This window comes from Pseudonocardia thermophila (genome assembly GCF_900142365.1).
Classification (GTDB): Bacteria; Actinomycetota; Actinomycetes; order Mycobacteriales; family Pseudonocardiaceae; genus Pseudonocardia; species Pseudonocardia thermophila.
The window spans coordinates 92,020-113,265 of record NZ_FRAP01000004.1; the positions used below are offsets into that span (position 1 = coordinate 92,020).

General features: G+C 72.9%; 19 protein-coding genes. 9 read left to right on the plus strand and 10 right to left on the minus strand.

Annotation, left to right across the window (positions count from 1 at the left end; translation table 11 throughout):
• Positions 1-216 precede the first annotated feature (216 nt).
• From BUE41_RS06870 to BUE41_RS06885, 4 genes are read right to left on the minus strand one after another with little or no spacing between them, the layout of a single operon-like run.
• Entirely contained in the window at positions 217-828 is a 612-nt protein-coding gene (locus tag BUE41_RS06870) for an isochorismatase family protein (protein ID WP_073456027.1), read from the minus strand.
• The gene (locus tag BUE41_RS06875) at positions 825-2,696 is read right to left on the minus strand and encodes a hydantoinase B/oxoprolinase family protein (protein WP_073456028.1); all 1,872 of its coding nucleotides are present in this window, start codon (positions 2,694-2,696) and stop codon (positions 825-827) included. Before BUE41_RS06875 ends, BUE41_RS06870 begins: the two co-directional genes overlap by 4 nt.
• Complete coding sequence (locus BUE41_RS06880) at positions 2,696-4,726, minus strand: hydantoinase/oxoprolinase family protein (RefSeq protein WP_073456029.1); 2,031 nt, start codon at positions 4,724-4,726, stop codon at positions 2,696-2,698. Before BUE41_RS06880 ends, BUE41_RS06875 begins: the two co-directional genes overlap by 1 nt.
• The gene (locus BUE41_RS06885) at positions 4,723-5,379 is read right to left on the minus strand and encodes a GntR family transcriptional regulator (protein ID WP_200803789.1); all 657 of its coding nucleotides are present in this window, start codon (positions 5,377-5,379) and stop codon (positions 4,723-4,725) included. The genes BUE41_RS06880 and BUE41_RS06885 overlap by 4 nt, the downstream gene beginning before the upstream one ends.
• Before the next feature lie 147 nt (positions 5,380-5,526).
• Here BUE41_RS06885 and BUE41_RS06890 point away from each other — a divergent pair, with 147 nt between their 5' ends.
• Positions 5,527-6,411: an isocitrate lyase/PEP mutase family protein gene (locus BUE41_RS06890; protein WP_234997020.1), complete on the plus strand. Its 885-nt coding sequence runs from the start codon at positions 5,527-5,529 to the stop codon at positions 6,409-6,411.
• Positions 6,412-6,688: 277 nt separating this feature from the next.
• On the opposite strand, the gene BUE41_RS06895 is transcribed toward BUE41_RS06890, so the two are convergent.
• Together BUE41_RS06895 and BUE41_RS06900 are read right to left on the minus strand one after the other, a co-directional pair.
• The gene (locus tag BUE41_RS06895) at positions 6,689-7,810 is read right to left on the minus strand and encodes an LLM class flavin-dependent oxidoreductase (protein WP_073456031.1); all 1,122 of its coding nucleotides are present in this window, start codon (positions 7,808-7,810) and stop codon (positions 6,689-6,691) included.
• A 228-nt stretch (positions 7,811-8,038) separates the two neighbouring features.
• A complete protein-coding gene (locus tag BUE41_RS06900) occupies positions 8,039-8,479 on the minus strand; it encodes a VOC family protein (RefSeq protein ID WP_073456032.1) in 441 nt (146 codons plus the stop codon).
• A gap of 233 nt (positions 8,480-8,712) precedes the next feature.
• Here BUE41_RS06900 and BUE41_RS06905 point away from each other — a divergent pair, with 233 nt between their 5' ends.
• The gene (locus BUE41_RS06905; RefSeq protein WP_073456033.1) at positions 8,713-10,380 is read left to right on the plus strand and encodes an ABC transporter ATP-binding protein; all 1,668 of its coding nucleotides are present in this window, start codon (positions 8,713-8,715) and stop codon (positions 10,378-10,380) included.
• Complete coding sequence (locus BUE41_RS06910; RefSeq protein WP_073456034.1) at positions 10,377-12,143, plus strand: ABC transporter ATP-binding protein; 1,767 nt, start codon at positions 10,377-10,379, stop codon at positions 12,141-12,143. The genes BUE41_RS06905 and BUE41_RS06910 overlap by 4 nt, the downstream gene beginning before the upstream one ends.
• Here BUE41_RS06910 and BUE41_RS06915 read toward each other — a convergent pair.
• Positions 12,140-12,691: a TetR/AcrR family transcriptional regulator gene (locus tag BUE41_RS06915; RefSeq protein WP_073456035.1), complete on the minus strand. Its 552-nt coding sequence runs from the start codon at positions 12,689-12,691 to the stop codon at positions 12,140-12,142. The genes BUE41_RS06910 and BUE41_RS06915 overlap by 4 nt on opposite strands.
• 109 nt (positions 12,692-12,800) lie before the next feature.
• Between BUE41_RS06915 and BUE41_RS06920 the strand changes: the two genes are divergently transcribed.
• Positions 12,801-13,823 carry an aldo/keto reductase gene (locus BUE41_RS06920; protein WP_073456036.1) on the plus strand — a complete coding sequence of 341 codons (1,023 nt, stop codon included), beginning with the start codon at positions 12,801-12,803 and terminating at the stop codon, positions 13,821-13,823.
• Here BUE41_RS06920 and BUE41_RS06925 read toward each other — a convergent pair.
• The gene (locus tag BUE41_RS06925) at positions 13,820-15,199 is read right to left on the minus strand and encodes an MFS transporter (protein WP_234997022.1); all 1,380 of its coding nucleotides are present in this window, start codon (positions 15,197-15,199) and stop codon (positions 13,820-13,822) included. The two genes, BUE41_RS06920 and BUE41_RS06925, sit on opposite strands and share 4 nt — an antisense overlap.
• Before the next feature lie 149 nt (positions 15,200-15,348).
• Here BUE41_RS06925 and BUE41_RS06930 point away from each other — a divergent pair, with 149 nt between their 5' ends.
• A complete protein-coding gene (locus tag BUE41_RS06930) occupies positions 15,349-16,077 on the plus strand; it encodes an alpha/beta fold hydrolase (RefSeq protein WP_073456038.1) in 729 nt (242 codons plus the stop codon).
• A 135-nt stretch (positions 16,078-16,212) separates the two neighbouring features.
• Here the strand turns inward: BUE41_RS06930 and BUE41_RS06935 are convergent, their stop codons facing one another.
• Positions 16,213-16,719, minus strand: a complete 507-nt coding sequence (locus BUE41_RS06935) for a YetF domain-containing protein (RefSeq protein WP_073456040.1) — start codon at positions 16,717-16,719, stop codon at positions 16,213-16,215.
• Positions 16,720-17,062: 343 nt separating this feature from the next.
• On the opposite strand from BUE41_RS06935, the gene BUE41_RS06940 reads away from it, so the two are divergent.
• The 4 genes from BUE41_RS06940 (at position 17,063) to BUE41_RS31745 (ending at position 20,405) form a co-directional block, all read left to right on the plus strand.
• Positions 17,063-17,425: a hypothetical protein gene (locus BUE41_RS06940; RefSeq protein WP_143172008.1), complete on the plus strand. Its 363-nt coding sequence runs from the start codon at positions 17,063-17,065 to the stop codon at positions 17,423-17,425.
• 10 nt (positions 17,426-17,435) lie between these two features.
• On the plus strand, positions 17,436-17,918 hold the full coding sequence (locus tag BUE41_RS06945; RefSeq protein ID WP_073456043.1) for a winged helix-turn-helix transcriptional regulator: 483 nt from the start codon (positions 17,436-17,438) through the stop codon (positions 17,916-17,918).
• 91 nt (positions 17,919-18,009) lie between these two features.
• Positions 18,010-19,905, plus strand: a complete 1,896-nt coding sequence (locus tag BUE41_RS06950) for a DNA/RNA helicase domain-containing protein (protein ID WP_073456045.1) — start codon at positions 18,010-18,012, stop codon at positions 19,903-19,905.
• Positions 19,906-20,060: 155 nt separating this feature from the next.
• Complete coding sequence (locus tag BUE41_RS31745) at positions 20,061-20,405, plus strand: PDDEXK family nuclease (protein ID WP_268794448.1); 345 nt, start codon at positions 20,061-20,063, stop codon at positions 20,403-20,405.
• A gap of 9 nt (positions 20,406-20,414) precedes the next feature.
• Here BUE41_RS31745 and BUE41_RS06960 read toward each other — a convergent pair whose 3' ends face one another.
• Complete coding sequence (locus BUE41_RS06960) at positions 20,415-21,035, minus strand: hypothetical protein (RefSeq protein ID WP_143172009.1); 621 nt, start codon at positions 21,033-21,035, stop codon at positions 20,415-20,417.
• Between the last annotated feature and the right edge of the window lie 211 nt (positions 21,036-21,246).

Consider the following 21,246-nt stretch of genomic DNA (forward strand, 5'->3'; position numbering starts at 1 on the left):
GCCCAGCGGGCTGTCCGTTCCGCGCGGACGGCTGTCCAGTTCGCGCGGGTTCGCCCGGTCCCGTCTCCCCCCGGTGACCGCGCCGGGGGTACAGACGAAACCGAGCGGGTGACCATCCCGTGAGGAGGACGACACCATGTGCACAGGCAACGGACGGCCCCGACCGGCCCCACCGCAGAAGCCCAAGCACCCACGCTGAGGCCGGACCGGCCGTGCCTAGCCGGCCAGCCGCGCCACGGCCTCGTCCAGCCCGGTCACGTCGGCGTACTTGGCGTCGAGGTCGCGCAGGTTCTGCTCGTGCAGCTCGACCGTGCGGTCCCCGCACGCCTCCCGCACCACCTGGGCCCGGAACCCGTGGTGCAGCGAGTCGGTCGCGGTGGCCCGCACGCAGCCCGACGTGGACACGCCGGCCACCACCAGCGTGTCGACGCCGGCCACGTGCAGGGTCGCGGCCAGCGACGTGCCCACGAACGCCGACGCGTACTGCTTGGCGACGACGAGGTCGCCGGGCTCGGGGGCGAGCGTGAGCTCACCCCACCCGCCCGGTGCCCCGTCGGCGAACGCGGCCAGCGCCGGCACCTTCCGCACGAACAGCCCGCCGTCGGAGAGATCGGCGGCGTACTCCACGACGGTCCAGACGACGGGTCGGCCGCCGGAGCGGGCCGCCGCCACCAGCTGCTCGGTCGCGGCGACGGTGGACGTCGCGTCCGGCAGCGCGAACGGCCCGTCCGGTTCCGTGTAGGCCCGCACGAGATCGATCACGACCAGTGCGGGCGCCGAGCCCCACCCGACCCGGCCGGAGAACGCCGGCCCGTGCGGTCCGCTCACCAGGTCGGCCTCTTCGGCGCCGGCAGCCCCGTCTCGGCCTCGCAGTTGGCGAGGATCTCCTCCAGCGGCGGCCCCATGTCGAAGACGGGCAGCTCACCTTCGCGCTGCGAACGCATCTCGGTGCGCAGGGCCTCCGTCGCGCCCCGGTCCAGCTGTCCCTCGTCGTCGACGACGACCCCGTAGCGCCGGGCGCCGTCCTCGGTGACGAGCCCGCGCCGCACCTCCAGCGCGACCAGCTCGGGATCGCGCTCCAGCGGGTCTCCCCAGCCACCGCCGCCCCAGGTGACGAAGTGCAGGACGTCGCCGGGCTGCACGGGAACCCCGTGGCACTTCGACGGCAGCACCTCGCGGGTGCCGTCGGCGCGCTCGATCCACTTGGTGCCGCGCGCACCGGGCTTGCCGCCGTTGACGCCCCACGGGTAGGTGAGCCAGCGGTCGTCGTGGATGGCGATCTCGCCCGGTTCCTCGAACACGTACGCGACGTCGACGCCGTTGCCGCCGCGGTGCAGGCCCGGGCCACCTGTGTCGGCGACGGTCTCCCACTTCTCGATCCGCAGCGGGTAGTACGACTCCAGGTACTCGCAGGGGATGTTGACGAAGCTCGGCCACAGCGAGTGCCCGTCGGGCCCGTCGCCGAGCGGCCGGCCGGGGATGCCGCCGAACCCGATCGAGTACAGCTGGAACCACTCGCCCGCGCGCTCGCCCGTGGTGTAGTGCCCCGAGTACATGAAGTGCGGCGACGAGGAGAAGCCCGCGGCGTTGAGCAGCGCCGGGTTGGTCTGCCCGAGCAGGCCGCCGAACAGGTCGAACACCCGCCCGATCCCGTGGTTGCGCCCGTTGAGCGACGCCGGGTGCTTCGGCTTCCAGTACGAGCCCTCCGGGATCGTGACCTCGACCAGCGGGTAGAACCCGTCGTTCCACAGGATCTGCGGGTCCGCCACGGTGATCATGTAGATCCCGAAGAACATCCGGGTGAGGTTCTCGTTGATGTAGTAGTTCACCGGCCCGGCGGCCTGCGGGGAGCTACCGGTGAAGTCGATGTGCACCTTCTCGCCGGTGCGGGTGAGGCTCATCTTCAGCTCGAAGGGGCCGTTGCCGAGGCCGTCGTCGTCGACGTAGTCGGTGAACGACAGCGTCTTGCCCTCCTCGAACACCGTGGTGAGCAGCACCTTCATGGCGTCGTAGTTGCGCTGCAGCAGCGCGTCGAGGGCAGCGAGGTAGGTGCCGGTCCCGAACCGCTCGCACATCTCGACGACCCGCCGCCCCGCGGTGCGGCAGGCGGCGACGAGCCCGTTGAGGTCGGCGCGGTTCCAGTCGGGCATCCGCACCTGGTTGAGGATGATCCGCAGCGCGTCCTCGTTGAGCTCGCCCCTGCGGTAGAGCTTGAAGGGCGGGATGACCACGCCCTCCTCGTAGATCGTGCGCGCATCGGTGGGCATCGAGCACGGCGTCTTGCCGCCGACGTCGGACATGTGCCCGAACATCGACGCCCACCCGACGATCCGGCCCTCGTGGTAGATCGGCATCACGACGAGCCAGTCGTTGGCGTGGCTGATCGCGGCACCGCACGCGTACGGGTCGGAGGTGAGCAGGACGTCGCCCTCCTCGATGGTGTCGTCGAACCCGTCGAGGAAATCGGGCACCGAGAGCCCGAACTGGCCGACGACCATCTTCCCGCTCGGGTCGGCGATCAGCGGGAACTCGTCGTGCTGCTCGCGGATGCCCGGCGAGAGCGCGGTGCGGAAGAGCACCTCGTCCATCTCGTAGCGGGCGTTGCGCAGTCCGTTCTCGATGAGGTCGAGGGTGACCGGGTCGACCTCGGCGGCCTTCTCGACGGGGCCGGTCGCGGTCTCGATGATGCGGGCCATCACGCCTCCCGGACGGGTTCGATCAGCAGGGCGCCGGACGGGTGGACGGTCGCGGCGTGGTCGGGCAGGACGAGCGTCGTCGAGTCCATCTCGGTGACGATCGCGGGGCCGGTGATGACGTCGCCGGCGCGCAGGGTGGCCCGGTCGTAGACGCGCGCCTCGACGTGGGCACCGGAGATGTAGATGGGGTGGGTGTCGACGGGCTCGGGCGGGCCCTCGGTCGGCGGGAGCGTCACCGCCGCCACGGACGGCTTCGGCCCGGTGACGGTGGCACGGGCGTTGACCAGCTCGTGGTCGACGGTGAGCAGGAACGAGAACAGCCGCTCGTGCTCCGCGTCGAAGTCGGCGGCGACGCGGGCCAGGTCGGGCTCGGTGACGTCGATCGGGATCTCGAAGCCCTGGCCGTGGTAGCGGACGTCGACCTGGTACGTGGTGGTCTGCTCGGACTCGGGGATCCCCTGCTCGGCGAGCCGCCCGCCGGCCTCGGCCGCCAGCTCGTCGAGGATCTGGCGCAGGTCGTCGGAGGTGAGGTCGGCGAACCGGCGCAGCACCGTGCGGGCGGATTCGCTGCGCGCGGACGTGGTGGCGTCACCGAGGGCGCACAACACGCCCGGGGACGGCGGCACGATCACCGGCCACGCACCGGTCAGCTTGCCGAGCGCGTTGGCGTGCAGCGGGCCGGCGCCGCCGAAGGCGACCAGCGCGAAGTCGCGCGGGTCGAAGCCCTGCTGCACCGACACCAGGCGCAGGCCGCCGAGCATGTTCTCGTTGACGATGTCGACGATGCCCGCGGCCGCGGCCTCGATCGACAGGCCCATCGCCTCGGCGACCTTGCCGACGGCGGCCCGGGCGGCCTCGACGTCGAGCGTGATCTCCCCGCCGGCCAGGGTCCGCGGCAGGTAGCCGAGCACCACGTTGGCGTCGGTGACGGTCGGCTCCGTGCCACCCTTGCCGTACGCGGCCGGGCCCGGGTCGGCGCCCGCCGACTGCGGACCGACCCGCAGTGCCTTCGTCAGCTGCGGCACGTGCGCGATCGAGCCGCCGCCCGCGCCGACGGTGCGCACGTCGACCGAGGAGGCCCGCACGGTCAGGTCGCCGACCTTGGTCTCCCGGCCGATCCGCGGCGAGAGCCCCTGGACGAGTGCGACGTCGGTGGACGTGCCGCCCATGTCGAACGTGATGAGGTCGGAGTAGCCGCACTGCTCGGCCACCCAGACCGCACCGGTCACGCCGCCGGCCGGACCGGACAGCAGCATCGTCACCGGCGCCTCGACCGCGGCGCTGGCCGCCGAGAGCCCGCCGTCGCTGCGCAGGATGGCCAGCTCACCAGGCACCCCGGCCTCGGCCAGGTTCTTCGCCAGGTTCTGGACGTAGAGCTTGACCTGCGGCTGGACGTAGCTGTTCGCGACGGTCGTGATGGTCCGCTCGTACTCGCGCATCTCGGGCAGCACGTCGGACGACAGCGAGACCGGCACACCCGGCAGCACCTCGGCCGCGATCTCGGCGATCCGGCGCTCGTGCCGGGGATCGGCGAACGAGTTGATCAGCGAGACGGCCAGCGCGTCGATGCCGGAGAGCTTGCCCAGCTGGGCGCGGACGTCGTCCTCGTCCAGCTCGCGGATGACGCGGCCGTCGGAGCCGATGCGCTCGTCGACCTCGACGGTGTTCTCGAGCTTGGCCAGCGGCTCGGGCTTGGGCCAGATGATCCAGCCGGCCAGTCCGCCCGGCACGTACGACCGCGCGATCTGCAGGACCTGCCGGAAACCCTTCGTCGTGACCAGCCCTACGGTGGCACCCTTGCCCTCGAGGATGGCGTTGGTCGCGACGGTGGTGCCGTGGAGCACCTTGGCGACGTCCGAGAGGGCGACGCCTGCCTGTTCGCAGACCCGGCGGATGCCGGTGAGGACACCGACCGCCTGGTCCGCGGGCGTCGACGCCGTCTTGGCGCGCCAGGTGGCGCCCGTGTCCTCGTCGACGAGCAGGACGTCGGTGAACGTGCCCCCGACGTCGACCCCGAGGCGGTAGCTCATGACTCCTCCTGTGCTGCAGGGGCTGCCGGCACCATCACGGCGCGGGCGTTGCGGATGTGTGCGGTCATGACGGCCTCGGCCCACGTGGGGTCGCCGGCCCGGCAGGCCGCGACGATCTCGGAGTGGTGGGCGAGGCTGCGCTGCAACGCGGCCGGCCCGTAGGCGTGGAAGTTGCGCAGCACGATCGGCATGCGCACCGCGGCCGCCAGGGCCGAGGCGAGCGCCGGCTGGTCGGCCAGCGCCACGAGCGTGTCGTGGAAGCGGCGGTTGAGCCCGACGAGCGCGTCGAGGTCCTGGTCCGGGCCCGGCGCGCCCACCTCGTGCATCTGCGTCGCGAGGCGGTCGAGCTCATCCAGGTCAGCGGGGGTGGCGTTGCGTGCGGCGAAGGCGGTCAGGCGCGGTTCCAGCAGGACACGCAGGTCGAAGATCCCGGCGAGTTCGGCCGCGGACCAGCTGGCCACCCGGGCTCCCCGGTTCGGGACCAGCTCGACCAGCCCCTCGGCCGCGAGCCGGCCCAGCGCCTCGCGGATCGGTGTGCGGCTGACGCCCAGCCGCTCGGCCAGCTCGACCTCGCCGAGCCGGGAACCCGGGGCGAGCTCGCCGCGCAGGATCATTTCCCGCAGCGTCGCCACGCTGCGAGCCGCCGAGGTCATCGACTGCGTCACCTATTCGTCTCCCGAACACCCGTTGTCCATATTGTGTGCAAAGTAGGCCTATTGGTTGTCCGGGACAAGATTCCGTCGCGTAAAATCTCGACTGATGCATACATCTCGACCCGAGGGGTGCCCGTGGGAAACCTGTTGAGCTCGCCAGTGCCGGCCCGTCCCCGGCTGCGCTCCCTGCTCGCGGGCCCCGACCCGGTGCTCGCCCCGGGCGCCTACGACGCGCTCTCCGCCCGGCTGATCGAGCAGGCCGGCTTCGACGTCGTGTACATGACGGGTTTCGGCACCACCGCCACCCTCACCGGCCGACCCGACGTGGGGCTGCTCTCGGCCACGGAGATGGTCGACAACGCCCGCCGCATCGTCGCCGCCGTCGACGTCCCGGTGATCGCCGACGCCGACACCGGCTACGGCAACGCGATCAACGTGGTGCGCACGATCCAGCTGCACGAGCAGGCCGGCGTCTCGGGTGTGCACCTGGAGGACCAGGTGATGCCGAAGAAGTGCGGCCACATGAGCGGCAAGGCGGTGATCAGCACCAAGGAGATGGTGGGCAAGATCGAAGCGGCCGTCGCCGCCCGCCGCGACCCGGACTTCGTGATCATCGCCCGCACCGACGCCGCCGCCGTCGAGGGCCTGGGCGCCGCGATCGAGCGCGCCCGCGCCTACGCCGCCGCCGGCGCTGACCTGCTGTTCGTGGAGGCACCGCGGACGGAGGCCGACATCAAGACCGTCGCCGATGAGCTGGGCGGCCTCGCCCCGCTGGTGTTCAACTGGGCCGAGGGCGGGCGCACCCCGCCGCTGCCGCTGGAGCGGATCGCCGAGCTGGGCTACCGGCTGGTGCTGTTCCCGATCGGCACGCTGCTCGCGGCCACGGCGGGCATCCGCACGTTCCTGGACACGCTCCGCCGCGACGGCACCCCGTCCGCCGCGCTGCCCGCGCTGCCGGCGTTCGACGAGTTCACCGACCTCGTCGGGCTGCCGGAGATCAACGAGCTGGAGCAGCGCTTCGCGGGCGAGTGAAGGTCTGTCCGCTCCCCCCACGCCGCTCACGCACCGGCCGTCCCCCACCGGACGCGAGCGGCCGTCGACGAGTTGCGGGGGAGGCGCGCAGCGGCCCCGGAGGACGACGCGGGCTGCGCGCACCGGGGAGCACCTCGTCGACTCGACAGGCCGCGACTCGACAGGCCGCGGCCCGACAGGCCGCGCGCCGCGATCCGGCGCCGAAGGAGCCGGGCGCAACACACACGAACGGCGCTCTCGTCAGCAGTGCTGCTCACGAAAGCGTCGTTCGTAGATATCAACCGCCGGCCGCGGGAACCCTCGCCCACTCCTCGGCAAGCAACGCGTAGGACCGCACCCGGTCCGCGTGGCCGTGCGTGATCGTCGTGATGAGCAGCTCGTCCGCCCCCGTCACGGTCGCCAGTGCGGAGAGCTTCGCGGCGACGGTCCGCGGAGAGCCGACGAACTGGGTCTCGATCCGGTCGGCCACGAGCTCCCGGTCCTCGTCGGACCACTCGAAGGCTGCCGCTTCCCGCGGGCTCGGGAACGGGATGGCCCCCTCCCCGCTGCGGATGCTGCGCACCCACGCCGCGTAGCCGGTGGCGAGCTCGCGCGCCGCGTCGTCGTCGGGTCCCACGACGACGTCCGCCGACACCACCACGTACGGGCGGGTGAGCCGCGCGGACGGCCGGAACGCCGCCCGGTAGGCCTCGACGGCCTGCAGCACGGTCGCCGGGCTCACGTGGTAGTTCGCGGCGAACGGCAGGCCGAGCCGACCGGCGAGCCGAGCGCTCTCCCCGCCGCTGCTGCCGAGGATCCAGGTCTCGACCACGGCCCCCTCCCCTGGCACGGCCCCGGCCGCGACCCCGTCGGCGCTGCGCCACGTGCCTTCGAGCAGCGCGAACACCGTGCCGACGAACTCCTCGTACGGCAGCGGTTTCGCACCCGGCTGCTGCAGCAGCTGCAGGGTCGCGGCGATCCGCGGTGACCGGAGGAACCGCTCGACCGGGAACGGCCGCGGGATCAGCACCCCGTCGACGACGTACGGCTCCCGCTCGGGCGGCCGGGTGCGCGACCGCGGGCCGCCGCCGGAGCGGCCGAGCCCGAGATCGATCCGCCCGGGGAACAGGGCGTCGAGCGTGCCGAACGCCTCGACGACGGACAGCGGGGTGCGGTGACCGGTCTGCACGGCGCCGGAGCCGACGCGGATCCGCTGGGTCGCCGCGGCCACGGCCTGGATCATCAGCTCGGGCACGGCGCCGGCGACACCGGGGTTGAGGTGGTGCTCGGCGAGCCAGTAGCGGCGGTAGCCGAACTCCTCCGCGCGCCGGGCGAGGTCGACGGTGTTGCGCACGGCGGCGCGCACGTCACTGCCGGACGGGATGGGGGTGAGATCGAGTACGGAGAGCGGGAGGGACATCGGGGCTCCGGCGGACGACGAGGTGGTGATGGCGACCGGGGCGGGTCACCGACAGCGCTCGTCGAACGCGTGCCCGCGGCGCGACGGCCAGAACGGTTCGAGCAGGACGGGCACGTCACCCAGTCTTGTCCGAGCCACCGGGGAACGGCAAGCGCACCCTATTCCACGACGATTTGTTCGCACATTCCAAAGACTGCGTCCACGAACTGGAACAATCCTCTGACCTGGTCAGACGGCGAACAGCTGCCCGAGATCGGCGAAGGCCTTGAACTCCAGCGCGTTGCCCGCGGGGTCGAGGAAGAACATCGTCCACTGCTCCCCGGGTTCCCCGGCGAACCGCACGTACGGCTCGATCACGAACTCCACGCCGTGCTCCGTCAGCCGGGCGGCCAGCTCGTGGAACTGCGGCACCGACAGCACGATCCCGAAGTGCGGCACGGGCACCTGGTGGCCGTCGACGGCGTTCCGGCCGGCGACCCGGTCCCTCGAGAGGCCGGGGACCTCGTGGGTCACCACCTGGTGGCCGTAGACGTTCCAGTCGATCCAGCGGGTGTCGGACCGGCCCTGCGGGAAGCCGAGCACCTCCCCGTAGAACTCCCGAGCCGCGGCGATGTCGTCGACGGGGATGGCGAGGTGGAACGGGGGCAGTGCGGCGGGCTCGGCGGCCATGGGGTCCTCTCGGCGGCGGACGGAACGCACCCCACGGTAGTCGGCGCTGCACCGACGACACCCACGACGACCACCGGGGCGCGGCCCCGCCCCGGTCCCGGTGGTGCGGAGTGGGTGATGGCTGCGCCCGATCCGCGCGCCGAGCGGCAGGCGCAGACGGAGCGCATGTGAGGCAAGGCTAAGTTCAGAGCTCGACGGCGCGGCAGCCGCCGCACGACGACGAAGGGGATCCGATGCCGCGATCCGACTCCGGTCGACGGCTGTTGCGCAGCTGTGTCCGGGCGCATCGGCGCCCCGTGCTGCTCGCGTCGCTGCTGTTCTGCGGCCACCAAGCGGGCGAGGCGCTCGTGCCCGTCCTCGTCGGAGTGGTGATCGACGAGGCGGTGACGACCGGCGATCCCGTGGCGTTGATCACGTGGCTCGCGGTGCTCGGGCTCGACTTCCTCGTGCTCTCGACGAGCTACCGGCTCGGGGCACGGCAGGCCTGGGCCGGCGACGTCCGCTCCGACCAGCGGCTGCGGATGATGCTCACCCGGCGGGTGCTGGACCCGGCGGGCGGCGCCGAGGCCGGGCGGTTGCCCGGCAGCCTGGCCACGATCGCGACGTCCGACACCAAGCGCATCGGCGTCGTCAACTACGCTCTGCCGCACCTCGTCGCGGCCTTCGCCGCGCTCATCGTGGCCGCGGTGTCGCTGCTGGTCATCTCGGTGCCGCTGGGGCTGCTGATCCTGCTCGGCACGCCCCCGCTGCTCTACCTCGTCGAACGGGCCGGCCGGCCTATCGAGCGGCGGGCCGAGCCCTCGCAGGAGCACGCAGCACGGGCCTCCGGCGTCGCGGCCGACCTCGTCGCCGGCATCCGGGTGCTCAAGGGGATCGGCGCCGAGCGGGCCGCCGCCCACCGCTACGCCGCGATCAACCAGGACGCGCTCACCGCCACGCTCACGGTCACCAACGCGCACGCCTGGTACCAGGGCACGATCCTGACGGCCAACGGCCTGTTCCTCGCCCTGATCGCGTACGTCGGCGGCCGGCTCGCCGCGGACGGTGCGCTCACGGTCGGCGGGCTGGTGTCGGCGGTCGGGCTCGCGCAGTTCCTCGTCGGTCCGCTGCAGGCGATCGGCTGGGCCAACGGGATGTTCGCCCAGGGCCGCGCGTCGGCAACCCGCGTCGCGGACGTGCTGGCCACCGGGCCGGCCGTCACCTCCGGGTCGCGGCCCGCACCGGAGCGGGTCCGCGGCGCGCTGCGGATCGCGCACCTGTCGCACGGCCCGCTGTCCGGGCTCACCCTCGACGTCGCCGCCGGCGAGCTGGTCGGCGTCGTCTGCCCGGACGCGGCCGCGGCCACCGCGCTGCTGGACTGCCTCGGCCGCGAGGTCGATCCACCGGCCGGCACCGTCGCCGTCGACGGGGTGCCGCTCACCGAGTACCCGCCGGCCGTGGCGCGGCGGCTCGTCCTCGTCGCTCCGCACGCCGGGCAGCTGTTCGCCGGCACCGTCGAGAGCAACGTCCGCTCGGCCGCCCCGGACCGCGATCCCGCGCCCGCGCTGGCCGCGGCCCGGGCGGACGAGGTCGGCGCGCAGACCGCCGTCACCGAGCAGGGCTCGTCGCTCTCGGGCGGGCAGCGGCAGCGGGTCGCGCTCGCCCGCGCGCTCGCCGCCGATCCACCGGTGCTGGTGCTGCACGACCCGACGACCGCGCTCGACCCGGTCACCGAGGCGCAGGTCGCCACCGCGCTGCGGATGCTGCGCCGCGACCGCACCACCGTCGTGGTCACGAGCAACCCGACGCTGCTGGACGTCACCGACCGAGTGCTCGTGGTGCGCGACGGCCGGATCGTGGCCGACGGCAAGCACGCTGAACTGCTCGACCGCGCCGACTACCGGGAGGTGGTGCTCGCATGAGGGAGCGCGAGCTGCTGCCCGTCGCGCCTCCGGCGCGGATCCGGGCCGTCGTCGCCGAGCTGGTGCGCCCTCGGAAGTGGGTCGCGCTCGCGGCGTTCGCGGCGCTGCTCGGCGCCATCGGAGCGAACCTCGTCGCCGCACCGTTGCTCGGCTGGATCGTCGACCTCGTCGTCGAGGACCGACCGGCGTCGGCGATCACCGCCCCGGCCCTGCTGCTCGCCGGGATCGCGCTCGTCGAGGGCGCGCTCGCCGTCGTCGGGATCGCGCTCATGGGCCGGCTCGGCGAGACGCTGCTCGCGCAGCTGCGGCGGCGGTTCGTCGAGTCCGTCCTGGCGCTGCCGCTGCGCCGGATCGAGGCGGCCGGGGCAGGTGATCTCACCTCCCGGGTGGGCACCGACGTCCAGGTGCTCGGCGAGGCCGTGCGCGAGGCCGTCCCGGCGTTCGTCCGAGCCGCGCTCATGATCGCGCTCACCGGGGTCGGCCTGGCCGCGCTCGACTGGCGGTTCCTCGTCGCCGCGCTGTGCGCCGTGCCCGTCCAGGCGCTGACGGCGCGCTGGTACCTGCGCCGCTCCCCGCAGCTCTACGCGGCGGAGCGGATCGTCGGCGGTGCCCAGCAGCAGCAGCTGCTCGACACGTTCGGCGGGCTGCGCACCGTGCGCGCGTTCGGGCTCGCCGACGAGCACACCGAGCAGGTGCGGCTGCGCACGGAGGACGTCGTCCGGGTCGCGATGCAGGTGGTGCGGCTGCAGACGCGGTTCTTCGCCCGGCTCAACGCCGCCGAGTTCATCGGCGTCGCCGCTGTGCTCACCACGGGGTTCCTGCTCGTGGGCGATGACCTCGGCAGCGGCGTGACGGTCGGCGCGGCCAGCGCCGCCGCGCTGTACTTCATCAACCTGTTCAACCCGATCAACGAGCTGCTGTTCCTGCTCGACTCGCTGCAGTCGGCGCGGGCGAGCCTGGCCCGCCTGATCGGTGTGGTGGACCTGCCGCCGGAGGCGGAGCCGCAACGGCCCGCCGAGCCCGCCGACGGCCGAGTGCTCGCGAGGGGGCTCGGGCACGCGTACCGACCAGGGCAGGATGTGCTCGCCGACGTCGACCTGGACGTCGCCCCGGGCAGCACGGTCGCGCTGGTGGGGGCGAGCGGCGCCGGCAAGACCACGCTCGCCGCGCTGGTCGCCGGCGTGCACACCCCGACCCGCGGCGAGGTCCGCATCGGCGGCGCGACGCTGGCCGAACTGGGACCGGCGAAGACCCGGGAGACGGTCGCGCTGATCTCCCAGGAGGTGCACGTCTTCGCCGGGTCGCTCGCCGACGACCTGCGCCTTGCCCGACCCGACGCCACCGACGAGGAGCTGCGCGCCGCCCTCGCCACCGCGGGTGCGCTCGAGTGGGCCGATGCGCTGCCCGATGGCCTCGACACCGTCGTCGGCGCCGGCGGACACTCGCTCACCGTGGTGCAGGCCCAGCAGCTCGCGCTCGCCCGGCTCGTGCTCGCCGACCGGCCCGTCGTGATCCTCGACGAGGCCACCGCCGACGCGGGCAGCGCCGGGGCCAGGGAGCTGGAGTCGGCGGCGCGGGCGGTGACCGAGGGGCGCACCGCGATCGTCGTCGCGCACCGGCTGTCGCAGGCCGCGGCCGCCGACACCGTCGTCGTGCTGGACGGGGGCCGCGTCGTCGAGCAGGGCCCGCACGAGCAGCTGCTCGCCTCGGGCGGGCGGTACGCGCAGCTGTGGGCGGCGTGGAGCGGCGTGCGGGAGGGCTAGCGCCGCAGTCCGTCGACGAGGACGGCGACCATGCGCCTGCCGTAGTCCGGTCCGCGGCCGGGCACGGGCCGGCACAGCAGCGCGATCGCGTACAGCAGGTTCTCGGCGCCCACGTCGCTGCGGATCGCGCCGTCCGCGGCCGCCGCGTCGAGCAGGGCCGTGAGCGGGGGTCCCAGCCGCTCCATGAAGTAGCCGGGCAGCGAGGCGAAGGCGGGATCGCCCGAGTGCAGGGCCGACGCGAGCCCGCGCTTGGTCCCGAGCAGCTCGACGTAGCGATCGATCCAGAGCGCGAGCGCCTCGGCCGGTGGGTGGGCGGCGGACAGCTTCGACCCGGCCTCGGCGAGGTCGTCGATCCCCGTCTGCACGACGGCCTTGACCAGGTCCGCGCGCTGCGGGAAGTGCCGGTACAGCGTGCCGACGCCCACCCCGGCGAGATCGGTGATCTCCTTCGCCGGGGCGTCCACGCCTGAGGTGTCGAAGACCGTCCGCGCCGCCTCGACGAGCGCCTCGACGTTGCGCCGGGCGTCGGCGCGCCGCTGTCGGGTCACCGTGGGTCCTCTCGGTTTGCGTAACCGGAAAACCGTTCCATATAGTTCCGGAATCGGTTTCCACTTACGGTCAGCGTACGCCGGCCGGTAGCTCTCGCGGGAGACACCCATGCACCACCGCACCCTCGGCCGGACCGGCATCGCGGTCAGCCCCTACGGACTCGGCGCGATGATGTTCGCGACGTCCGTCGGCAACCCCGACCCCGCCGACTCCGCCCGCATGATCCACAAGGCACTCGACGCGGGGATCAACCTCATCGACACCGCCGACGCGTACGGCGACTCCGAGGAGGTCGTCGGGAAAGCGCTGCGGGGCCGTCGCGACGACGTCGTGCTCGCCACCAAGTTCGGCCGCCCGGTCGATGAGCACCCGCACCACCGGGGCGCATCGCGGCGCTGGATCGTCACCGCCGTCGAGGACTCGCTGCGGCGACTGCAGGTCGACCACATCGATCTCTACCAGGTGCACCGCAGCGATCCCACGACCGACGTCGAGGAGACGCTGGCCGCGCTGACCGACCTGCTGCGCACCGGCAAGATCCGCGCGATCGGCGCGTCGCAGAGCCTCGCGTCCGACATCGTCGACGCCCAGTGGGTCGCCGAACGCCGCGGGCTGGCCCGGTTCCGCAGCGAGCAGACCGCGTACTCCCTGCTCAACCGCGGCGTCGAACGCGAGGTGCTGCCGCTGGCGCAGCGCTTCGGCATGGGCACGCTGATCTGGGGCCCGCTCGCGCAGGGCCTGCTCACCGGGCGCGTGCGCCGGGGCGGGCCGAACGAGCTGCGCCGGGCTCCTCTGCTGCGGCACCTGAGCGACGAACGCCGGCTCGACGTCGTCGAGCAGCTCGTGCCGCTGGCCGCCGAGGCGGGCCTGCGGATGACCCACCTCGCGATGGCCTTCGTCATCGCCCACCCCGGCGTCACCAGCGCACTGCTCGGCCCGCGGACCACGGCCCAGCTCGACGACCTGCTGGCCGGGCTCGAGGTCCGGCTCACCGACGACGTCCTCGACCGGATCGACGCGATCGTGCCGCCCGGGACTGACGTCGGCGCGCTCGACCAGGACTACCGGCCGCCTGCCCTGCTGGATCCGGGCCTGCGTCGCCGTCCGCTGGCCGAGCGCGCCGCAGCCTAGGACACCGCGGGTTCCGGCCGGCGGCTGCCGAGCGGGGTGCGGAACGTCTCCCGCGCGGTCAGCACCGCCACCGCCGACAGGCCGCACAGCCCGGCGGTGAGCACTGCTGCGGGCAGCCAGTGCGTCGCCGCTCCGCCGGCCAGCGCCAGCGCGACGACCGGTGCGAACCCGGCGACCAGCTGGCTGATCTGCAGGCCGATCGCGGTGCCGGTGTAGCGCACGCGGGTCGGGAACATCTCGACGAAGAACGACGGGTAGACGCCGTTGGCGAGCGAGTAGAACCCCCCGGTCGACACGATCGCCGCGACGAACACCAGCACCGGCTCCTGCGCGGTGATGGCCGCGAAGTACCCGAAGATGCCCGCGGCGCAGCCGAGGGAGCCGATGACCATGACGGGGCGGCGGCCGATCCGGTCGGACAACATCCCGCCGAGCGTCTGCACCGGGATCGCGATCACGTTGGCGACGATCGACACCGCGAGCATCAGCGACGCCGAGAGGCCGACCGTCTGGGTGGCGTAGGTGAGGCCGAAGACCGAGACGATCGTGTTGACCGTCGTGAACATCGCGCAGGCCGCCAGCCGCAGCATCGCCGGGCTCTGGCGCAGCAGCTGCCGCAGCGGCGGCGTCGTGGTGGGCGCGGCGGCCTCGCGGACGAACACCTCCGGCTCCTCGATCGTGCGCCGCACCAGGTAGGCGACGGCCAGCACGAGCACGCTCGCCCAGAACGGGACCCGCCAGCCCCAGCTCAGCAGCACGTCCTCGGGCATCGCGGCGACGCCGACGAACACCACGCTGGACAGCACGAACCCGGCGATCGGGCCGTTGATCGCCCACGAGCCGTAGAAGCCGCGCCGGTGGGCCGGGGCGTGCTCGACGACGAGCACGCTCGACCCGGCGATCTCCCCGCCCGCGGAGACGCCCTGGACGAGCCGCAACGCGATCAGCAGGACGGGCGCGGCCAGGCCAGCGGCTGCGTAGGTGGGCAGGCAGCCGATGAGGAACGTCGAGCCGCCCATGAGCAGCAGGGTGACCACCAGGATGCGTTTGCGGCCGAAGCGGTCACCGAGGTTGCCCAGCACGATCGCGCCGAGCGGACGCGCGACGTAGGCCAGGCCGAACGTCATGAGGCTCGCGAGCGTCGCGCTCGTCGCGTCGCCCGCGAACATGATCTTGTTGAAGACGAGCGACGACGCGGTCAGGAAGATGCCGAAGTCGTAGTACTCGAGCGTGCCGCCGAGGAACGCCGCGCGGGCGGCGCGGCGGGCGGCGTCCGGGTCACCGGTGTCGTCGCGTGCCGGAGTGTGCAATGCGGTCTCCTCGCCGTCGAGGGTCGGGGCGGGCGGCAGGATGCCGTCCGCCGTCGGGGTGCGCACGATGCTCGGCGGAACCCGACCGGCGAGGGGAGCTTTCGCGTCCGCCCAGTGGCAACCGACGGACCGATCCGCGGCGCGTCGCGGGGTGGATGCCGGTGAGTGGCAACCGGAGCTCGCGACGGCGCGCGGCTGCGGGTGAGGCTCGGCCCGTGCACCTCCACGTCTCCACGGCCGGGGCGGGCGCGCGGACCGCGCTGCTCGTCCACGGCCTGTTCAGCGACAGCACCTGCTGGCACCGCCTCGTCCCCGCGCTCGTCGAGCGGGGCTACCGCGTGCTCACCCCGGACCTGCGCGGTCACGGCGCCAGCCCGCGGGGCCGCTACTCGCCCACGGACTGGGCGCTGGACCTGATCGACACGTTCGCCGGCGAGCGGATCGATCTCGCGATCGGGCACTCGCTCGGCGGTCTCTCCCTCGCGATCGCCGAGCACGGCCTCGACATCGGCCGCGTCGTCCACCTCGATCCGGCCTGGCGGATGACCGCCGAGCAGGCCGCGGCGTTCCGGGCGGAGTGGACGAGCTGGCTCAGCTGGACCGATCCCGGCCAGCTGCGCGCCACCCTCGCCGCCCGCTGGCCGGACGACGACGTGCAGCTGCGGTGGGCCTCGATGTGGCGCACCGACCCGGCCGTCGTCGCGGGCCTCACCGACGGCGGGGCGTACGACCACTCCCCCGAGGCGGCGCTGCGCCCGTCCCTCGTGCTCGCGGCGGACCCGAGCGAGTACATCACCCCCGAGCACACCGAGGAGCTGCGGCGGCGAGGGCTCGTCGTGGAGGTGGTGGCGGGATCGGGGCACTCGTGGTTCCGGGAGGACTTCCCGGCGTTCCTCCGGCGCGTCGAGAGCTGGGCCGAGGAGCCGGTGGCGGCGCAGGGCTGAGCCGGAGACCCCGCCCGAACCGCACCCCGCGCACGCAACGAACGGCACTTTCGTCCACTCTGAGTGGACGAGAGTGCCGTTCGTTGCACCCCTGGCGGGGTCTGCGGCATTGAGGGTGGGCGACAGGGCCGGCGGTCACGGCCGCGGTGCGCGGGCGCCCGGCCGGTCGACGTCGGCGACGATCCACGGGTCGTCGCCGCCCGCGCGCAGCACGCTGATCTGCCCGTCGGGTTCGAGGATCACCCGCCAGACGTCGCTGCGGCGGGTGATCCCGGCTTGCCGCAGCCGCTGGCGCAGGTCGTCCTCGTCGAGCCGAGCCCGCCGCAGCGCCGCCGGATCCGGCACGCCGTCGCTCATCAGCACCAGCGGTGCGCGCCGCCGGACCCTCCGCAGCACCCGGTGCAGGAGGACCAGGACCAGCAGTGCCACCACACCGGTGACCAGCGTCGGGCTGTCCAGCAGCGTGGTGCGTGCGGCGATCGCGCCGAGCATCGTGGCCAGCGCCAGGTCCGCGGCGGTCAGCGGAGTGCGCACCCGCGGCCCGCCCAGCCGGTGGACGCTGAGCACGATCGCGAACACCACCACGGTCGCGACCACGACCGCCCCGACGGTGGTCGGTGGCGACGTGAGCTCGTCGAGCACCTCGGTCAGCGGACCACCCCGCTCTCGCTGAGCACCACCCGGTGCCCCGCCTGCCGAGGGCCCCGGTCGTCGGGCGATCAGCTTAGAGGATCGCCTGCCGCCCACAGCGCGCCGCGACCATGATCACCGGGCGCCGACCAGCCCCACCGGTGGGCCGCTGGGCAGCTGATTCGCCCCCGGGTGACCTCGTCGGCCAACACCTCCTCCGCACCCGCGGCTGCGAGGTCGGGTCTGCGCGGCGGCCTGCGCCGGCGGGATCTCGGGCACGTCGAGGCCCGCGGTCGTGCCGGTGTCCATGAACCCCAGGTGCGCACCGACGACGAGCGTGCCCTGGGCCGCGTTGGTGAGCGACCATACCGCCGCCTTCGACGCTGCGGACGTGCTCGCAGAGGGCAGCTGCAGCCAGGACAGGACGGACCGGACGCCGACGATCACCCTCCCCGTTCCGCGCGAGCGCCCGGATCACCTGCAGCGGGCCGAGGTAGGTCGTCTGCGGCTCGGCCCGCGCCTCGTCGGGATCCGCGCGCAGCAGCGAATCGGCCGCGGCCCGGCCGGCATCGTCGACGACCAGCGTGACGTGGCGGCAACCCCGGACGGCGCGCGCGATGCGGTCGCGCGTACGCCGCAACGAACGGCCCTTTCGTCCACTCGGGGTGGACGAAAGGGCCGTTCGTTGCGTTCCACGGCTGACTTCGCAGATGCCTAGGCTGGAGACCGTGACGGTGCAGTTGACCGGCTGGGCCGCCGACCCGGAGCGACCCGCCTTGGGCGATGCGTGCCCGATCGAGCGCGCGATCACCCTGCTCGGCCGCCGCTCGACGGTGCTGCTGCTGCGCGAGGCCGCCTACGGCACGAGCCGGTTCGACGACTTCGTCCGCCGCACCGGTCTCACCGAGTCGGTGACCGCAGGCGAGCTCCGCCGCCTCGTCACCGAGGGCCTGCTCGCCAAGCAGCCCTACCAGGAGCCCGGCCGGCGGCAGCGGCACGAGTACGTCCTCACCGAGGCCGGCCACGCCCTCGTCCCGATCCTGCTCGCCCTCGGCGAGTGGGGCACGAAGCACCGCCCGCACAACCCGCACGTGGAGGCGAGGCACGCGGGCTGCGGCGCGCCGATCACGGTGGAGGTGCACTGCACGACCGGGCACCGGGTGCCGGAGGACGAGGTGGCGATCGTCGTCGCCGAAGATCGGGTCGCATAGACTCCTCGACGCGGCCCGACGGGCTCCGAGCGCTGCTCGATGTTGCCCCCACCCGCACGCCGATGACGCGTGCCTTCATAGGGGAACATCTGTGGCTCTGGTCCGTGGCGCGGCGGCCGTCCTGCTGGCCAAGGCCCAGGCGAAGGAGCTGCACGACGAATTGGCCCGGCAGGCCTTCATCCAGTTCGACGCACGGACCGGGGTGAGCGAGCTGCGATCGTGGGAGCGCAGCCTGCCGGAGTTCCTCGACGACCTTCGCCAGGCGGGCCTGGGCCACGTCGAAGTCCTGCTCGAACACAAGCTGCCCTACAGCCCGAAGCGCGTCGACGCCATCCTCTGCGGCATCCACCCGAAGACGCGGCGACCGTCGTACGTGCTGGTCGAGCTCAAGCAGTGGACGAACGCGGAGTCGATCGGGGGCGGCCTCGTGCGGGTCCCCCACTACGGGCAACCAGTGCTCCACCCGGCCGAGCAGGTCCGCCTCTACTGCCACCATCTCGTCGACTTCACACCGATGCTGGCCGATGGACACGCCGGCGTCTGGGGACTGGCCTACCTGCACAACCCCGGAGCCTCCGGATGGCGGCTATCGGAGTACACGATCGACGAGTACGGGCAGCTCTACACCCGCGACCGGCGGCAGGAGTTCCTCGATCGCCTCACCTCCCTGCTCGACGCCGACCCGGCGACCGCGCCCGCCGCGGGCCGCGCCGCCGACGATCTCCTCACGGCCCGTCAGGAGCCGTCCAAGCAGCTTCTCCAGCACGCGGCCGACGAGGTCAAGCACCGCGAGCAGTTCGTGCTCCTCGACGAGCAACAGGTCGCGTACAAGATCGTCGAACAGGCCGTCGACGAGGCCGACCGCAACAATACGAAGACGGTCGTCATCGTCCTCGGCGGTCCGGGATCAGGGAAGAGCGTCATCGCGCTGAGCCTGCTCGGCAACCTCGGAAGGCAGGGCCGGCGGGTGCTGCACGCGACCGGGTCCAGCTCATTCACGCAGACCTTGCGCAAGATCGTCGTCGGCTCGCGCAGCCGCCGTGTGGAGCAGATGTTCCTCTACTTCAACTCGTTCATCGAGACCCCCCCGAACAGCCTCGACGTGCTGATCTGCGACGAGGCCCACCGCATCCGTGAGACGAGCGTCAACCGGTTCACGCGTGCCGCCGCCCGGGCGAAGGCGAAGCGGCAGGTTCAGGAGCTCATCGAGGTCGCCCGCACGCCCGTGTTCCTGCTCGACCAGCACCAGGTCGTGCGACCCGGTGAGATGGGTACCGCGGAGGAGATCCGAGCGGCTGCGGAGGCTCTTGGCTGCCGGGTACGGGTCGTCGAGCTCGCCGGCCAGTACCGCTGCGGCGGATCCGAGCTGTACGACGACTGGGTGCACCGCCTCCTCGGCCTCACCGACCTGCCGCCGGTGCCGTGGTCCGAGCTGACCCACGACTCCGACGAGACCTACGTCGTCGCCGCCCTGCCCGGCCCCGAGGCACTCGAGGGATGGCTGCTGGCCCAGCAGGAGCGCGGCGGAGGAACGGCGCGGATCGCCGCCGGCTACTGCTGGCCCTGGAGCGACCCGGAGATCGTCGACGGCGAAAAGGTGCTCAAGGACGACGTCGTCATCGGCTCCTGGCGCCGCCCCTGGAATGCAAAAGCCGAGAAGACCCGAGTCCGAGGTGTTCCGCCTTCCCACTTCTGGGCCTCCGACCCACGCGGCTTCGGTCAGGTCGGCTGCATCTACACCGCCCAAGGTTTCGAGTACGACTGGTCGGGCGTGATCGTCGGCGACGACTTCGTGCGCCGCGGCGACCGCTGGGTCGCGCGACGCGAGAAGTCGTTCGACGGGCAGGTGAGGCGAGCCACCGACGAGGAGTTCCCGGCGCTCATCCGCAATACCTACAAAGTGCTGCTCACCCGCGGGATGAAGGCCACCGCCATGTGTTCGACCGACCCCGAGACCCAGGCGTTCCTGGAGGAGATGGCGCGCTGACCTGCCTGGCGGCGCCGAGGCGCTGCGTCTGGATGTCGGTTCCTCAGCCGATGATCCGGGGCGTGGATCCAGGACCTGCCCCACCACCGAGCTCACCCGCGACGAGCGCCACCATGAAGGCCAACCGACGCCGCGACACGTAGCCGGAGCTCCGGCTGCGTCGGAGTCTGCACGCGCTCGGCATGCGGTTCCTCGTTGATGCACCGGTGCCGGGCACCTCCCGACGCAGACGCGCCGACGTGCTGCTCCGCGGACTGCGCATCGCCGTCTACGTCGACGGCTGCTTCTGGCACTCGTGCCCTCAGCACCAGCACCTCCCTCGCACCAACCGCGAGTGGTGGCAGCGAAAGTTCGCGTCGATCGTCCAGCGCGACCACGACACGGACCGGGCTGTGCTCGCCGCTGGGTGGACTCCGGTGCGGGTCTGGGAGCACGAGGACCCCGACGAGGCGGCTGGACGGATCCGCTCGCTCGCGGTCGACTTGCGCGCGGTCACGTGACCGGTCTGATCAGCGCACGAACCGGGTGGGCTCGGCGAGGACCCCCGCTGCGCCGTCCGGGTCCGCGAGCCGGGCGGCCAGATCCCGCCGCACGTCGGGGCCGAGCCGCTCGCCGTGAACCGCGAGGTAGGAGTCGAGCCGCAGGTCGGTCGGCCCGTGGCGGAACAGGATCGCGGGCCGGCCCTGGTGCTCGCGGAAGTCCACGGCCTGCGCGATGCCGCGGTGCGCGGTGCCCTGCAGGACCTGGTTCTTCGCGCCGGGCGGCGCGCTCGACGCTCCGCGCTGCTCCTCACCCGCGTTCTGGCCGGCCAGGTAGATCCGCACGCGGCCGGTCTCGTCCACCAGCCCGTGCCGCTCGGCGAGGCGGTCCTTCCACATCGGCCCGGCGTCGAGCAGCTCCGGCCGAAGCACCCAGTCCTCGTGGAACCGCAGGTGCGCCGTCGACGCCCGAACGCCGATCTCCTTCAGCAGCTTCGGCAGGACGTCGCGGGAGAACGTGGGGGTGATCCGCATGTCCTCGCGTGCGGGCGGCCGGGACAGGAGGTCCCGCCACACCCACGGCACACCGACGGCGCTCCCGTCGCGGCCGTAGACGCGTTCCCGCTGGACCTCGTCGAGGTGCGACTGCAATCCGGGATCGCTGAGGAAGATCGCCGCTTCGACCCGCGGGAGCTGGTCGTGCGCTTCAGCCCGATCTTGCGCACCGCCCACTCGAGCCGGCCCTTCAGCTCCTTCGCCTTGGCGTCGGTGAAGTGCAACGGGTTGCGCAGCGTCCGCACCGGGAGCTGCCCTCCTCGCGGAACGTCCACGTGTCGCCGTGATTCACCACGGCACCCGGATG

Bases quoted from the DNA above. Each gene is read 5' to 3' on its own strand.
- BUE41_RS06875 (WP_073456028.1), bottom strand. From the start codon at position 2,696: ATGGCCCGCATCATCGAGACCGCGACCGGCCCCGTCGAGAAGGCCGCC.
- BUE41_RS06895 (WP_073456031.1), bottom strand. From the start codon at position 7,810: ATGTCCCTCCCGCTCTCCGTACTCGATCTCACCCCCATCCCGTCCGGC.
- BUE41_RS06880 (WP_073456029.1), bottom strand. From the start codon at position 4,726: ATGAGCTACCGCCTCGGGGTCGACGTCGGGGGCACGTTCACCGACGTC.
- BUE41_RS06920 (WP_073456036.1), top strand. From the start codon at position 12,801: ATGCACCACCGCACCCTCGGCCGGACCGGCATCGCGGTCAGCCCCTAC.
- BUE41_RS06905 (WP_073456033.1), top strand. From the start codon at position 8,713: ATGCCGCGATCCGACTCCGGTCGACGGCTGTTGCGCAGCTGTGTCCGG.
- BUE41_RS06910 (WP_073456034.1), top strand. From the start codon at position 10,377: ATGAGGGAGCGCGAGCTGCTGCCCGTCGCGCCTCCGGCGCGGATCCGG.
- BUE41_RS06885 (WP_200803789.1), bottom strand. From the start codon at position 5,379: ATGACCTCGGCGGCTCGCAGCGTGGCGACGCTGCGGGAAATGATCCTG.
- BUE41_RS06900 (WP_073456032.1), bottom strand. From the start codon at position 8,479: ATGGCCGCCGAGCCCGCCGCACTGCCCCCGTTCCACCTCGCCATCCCC.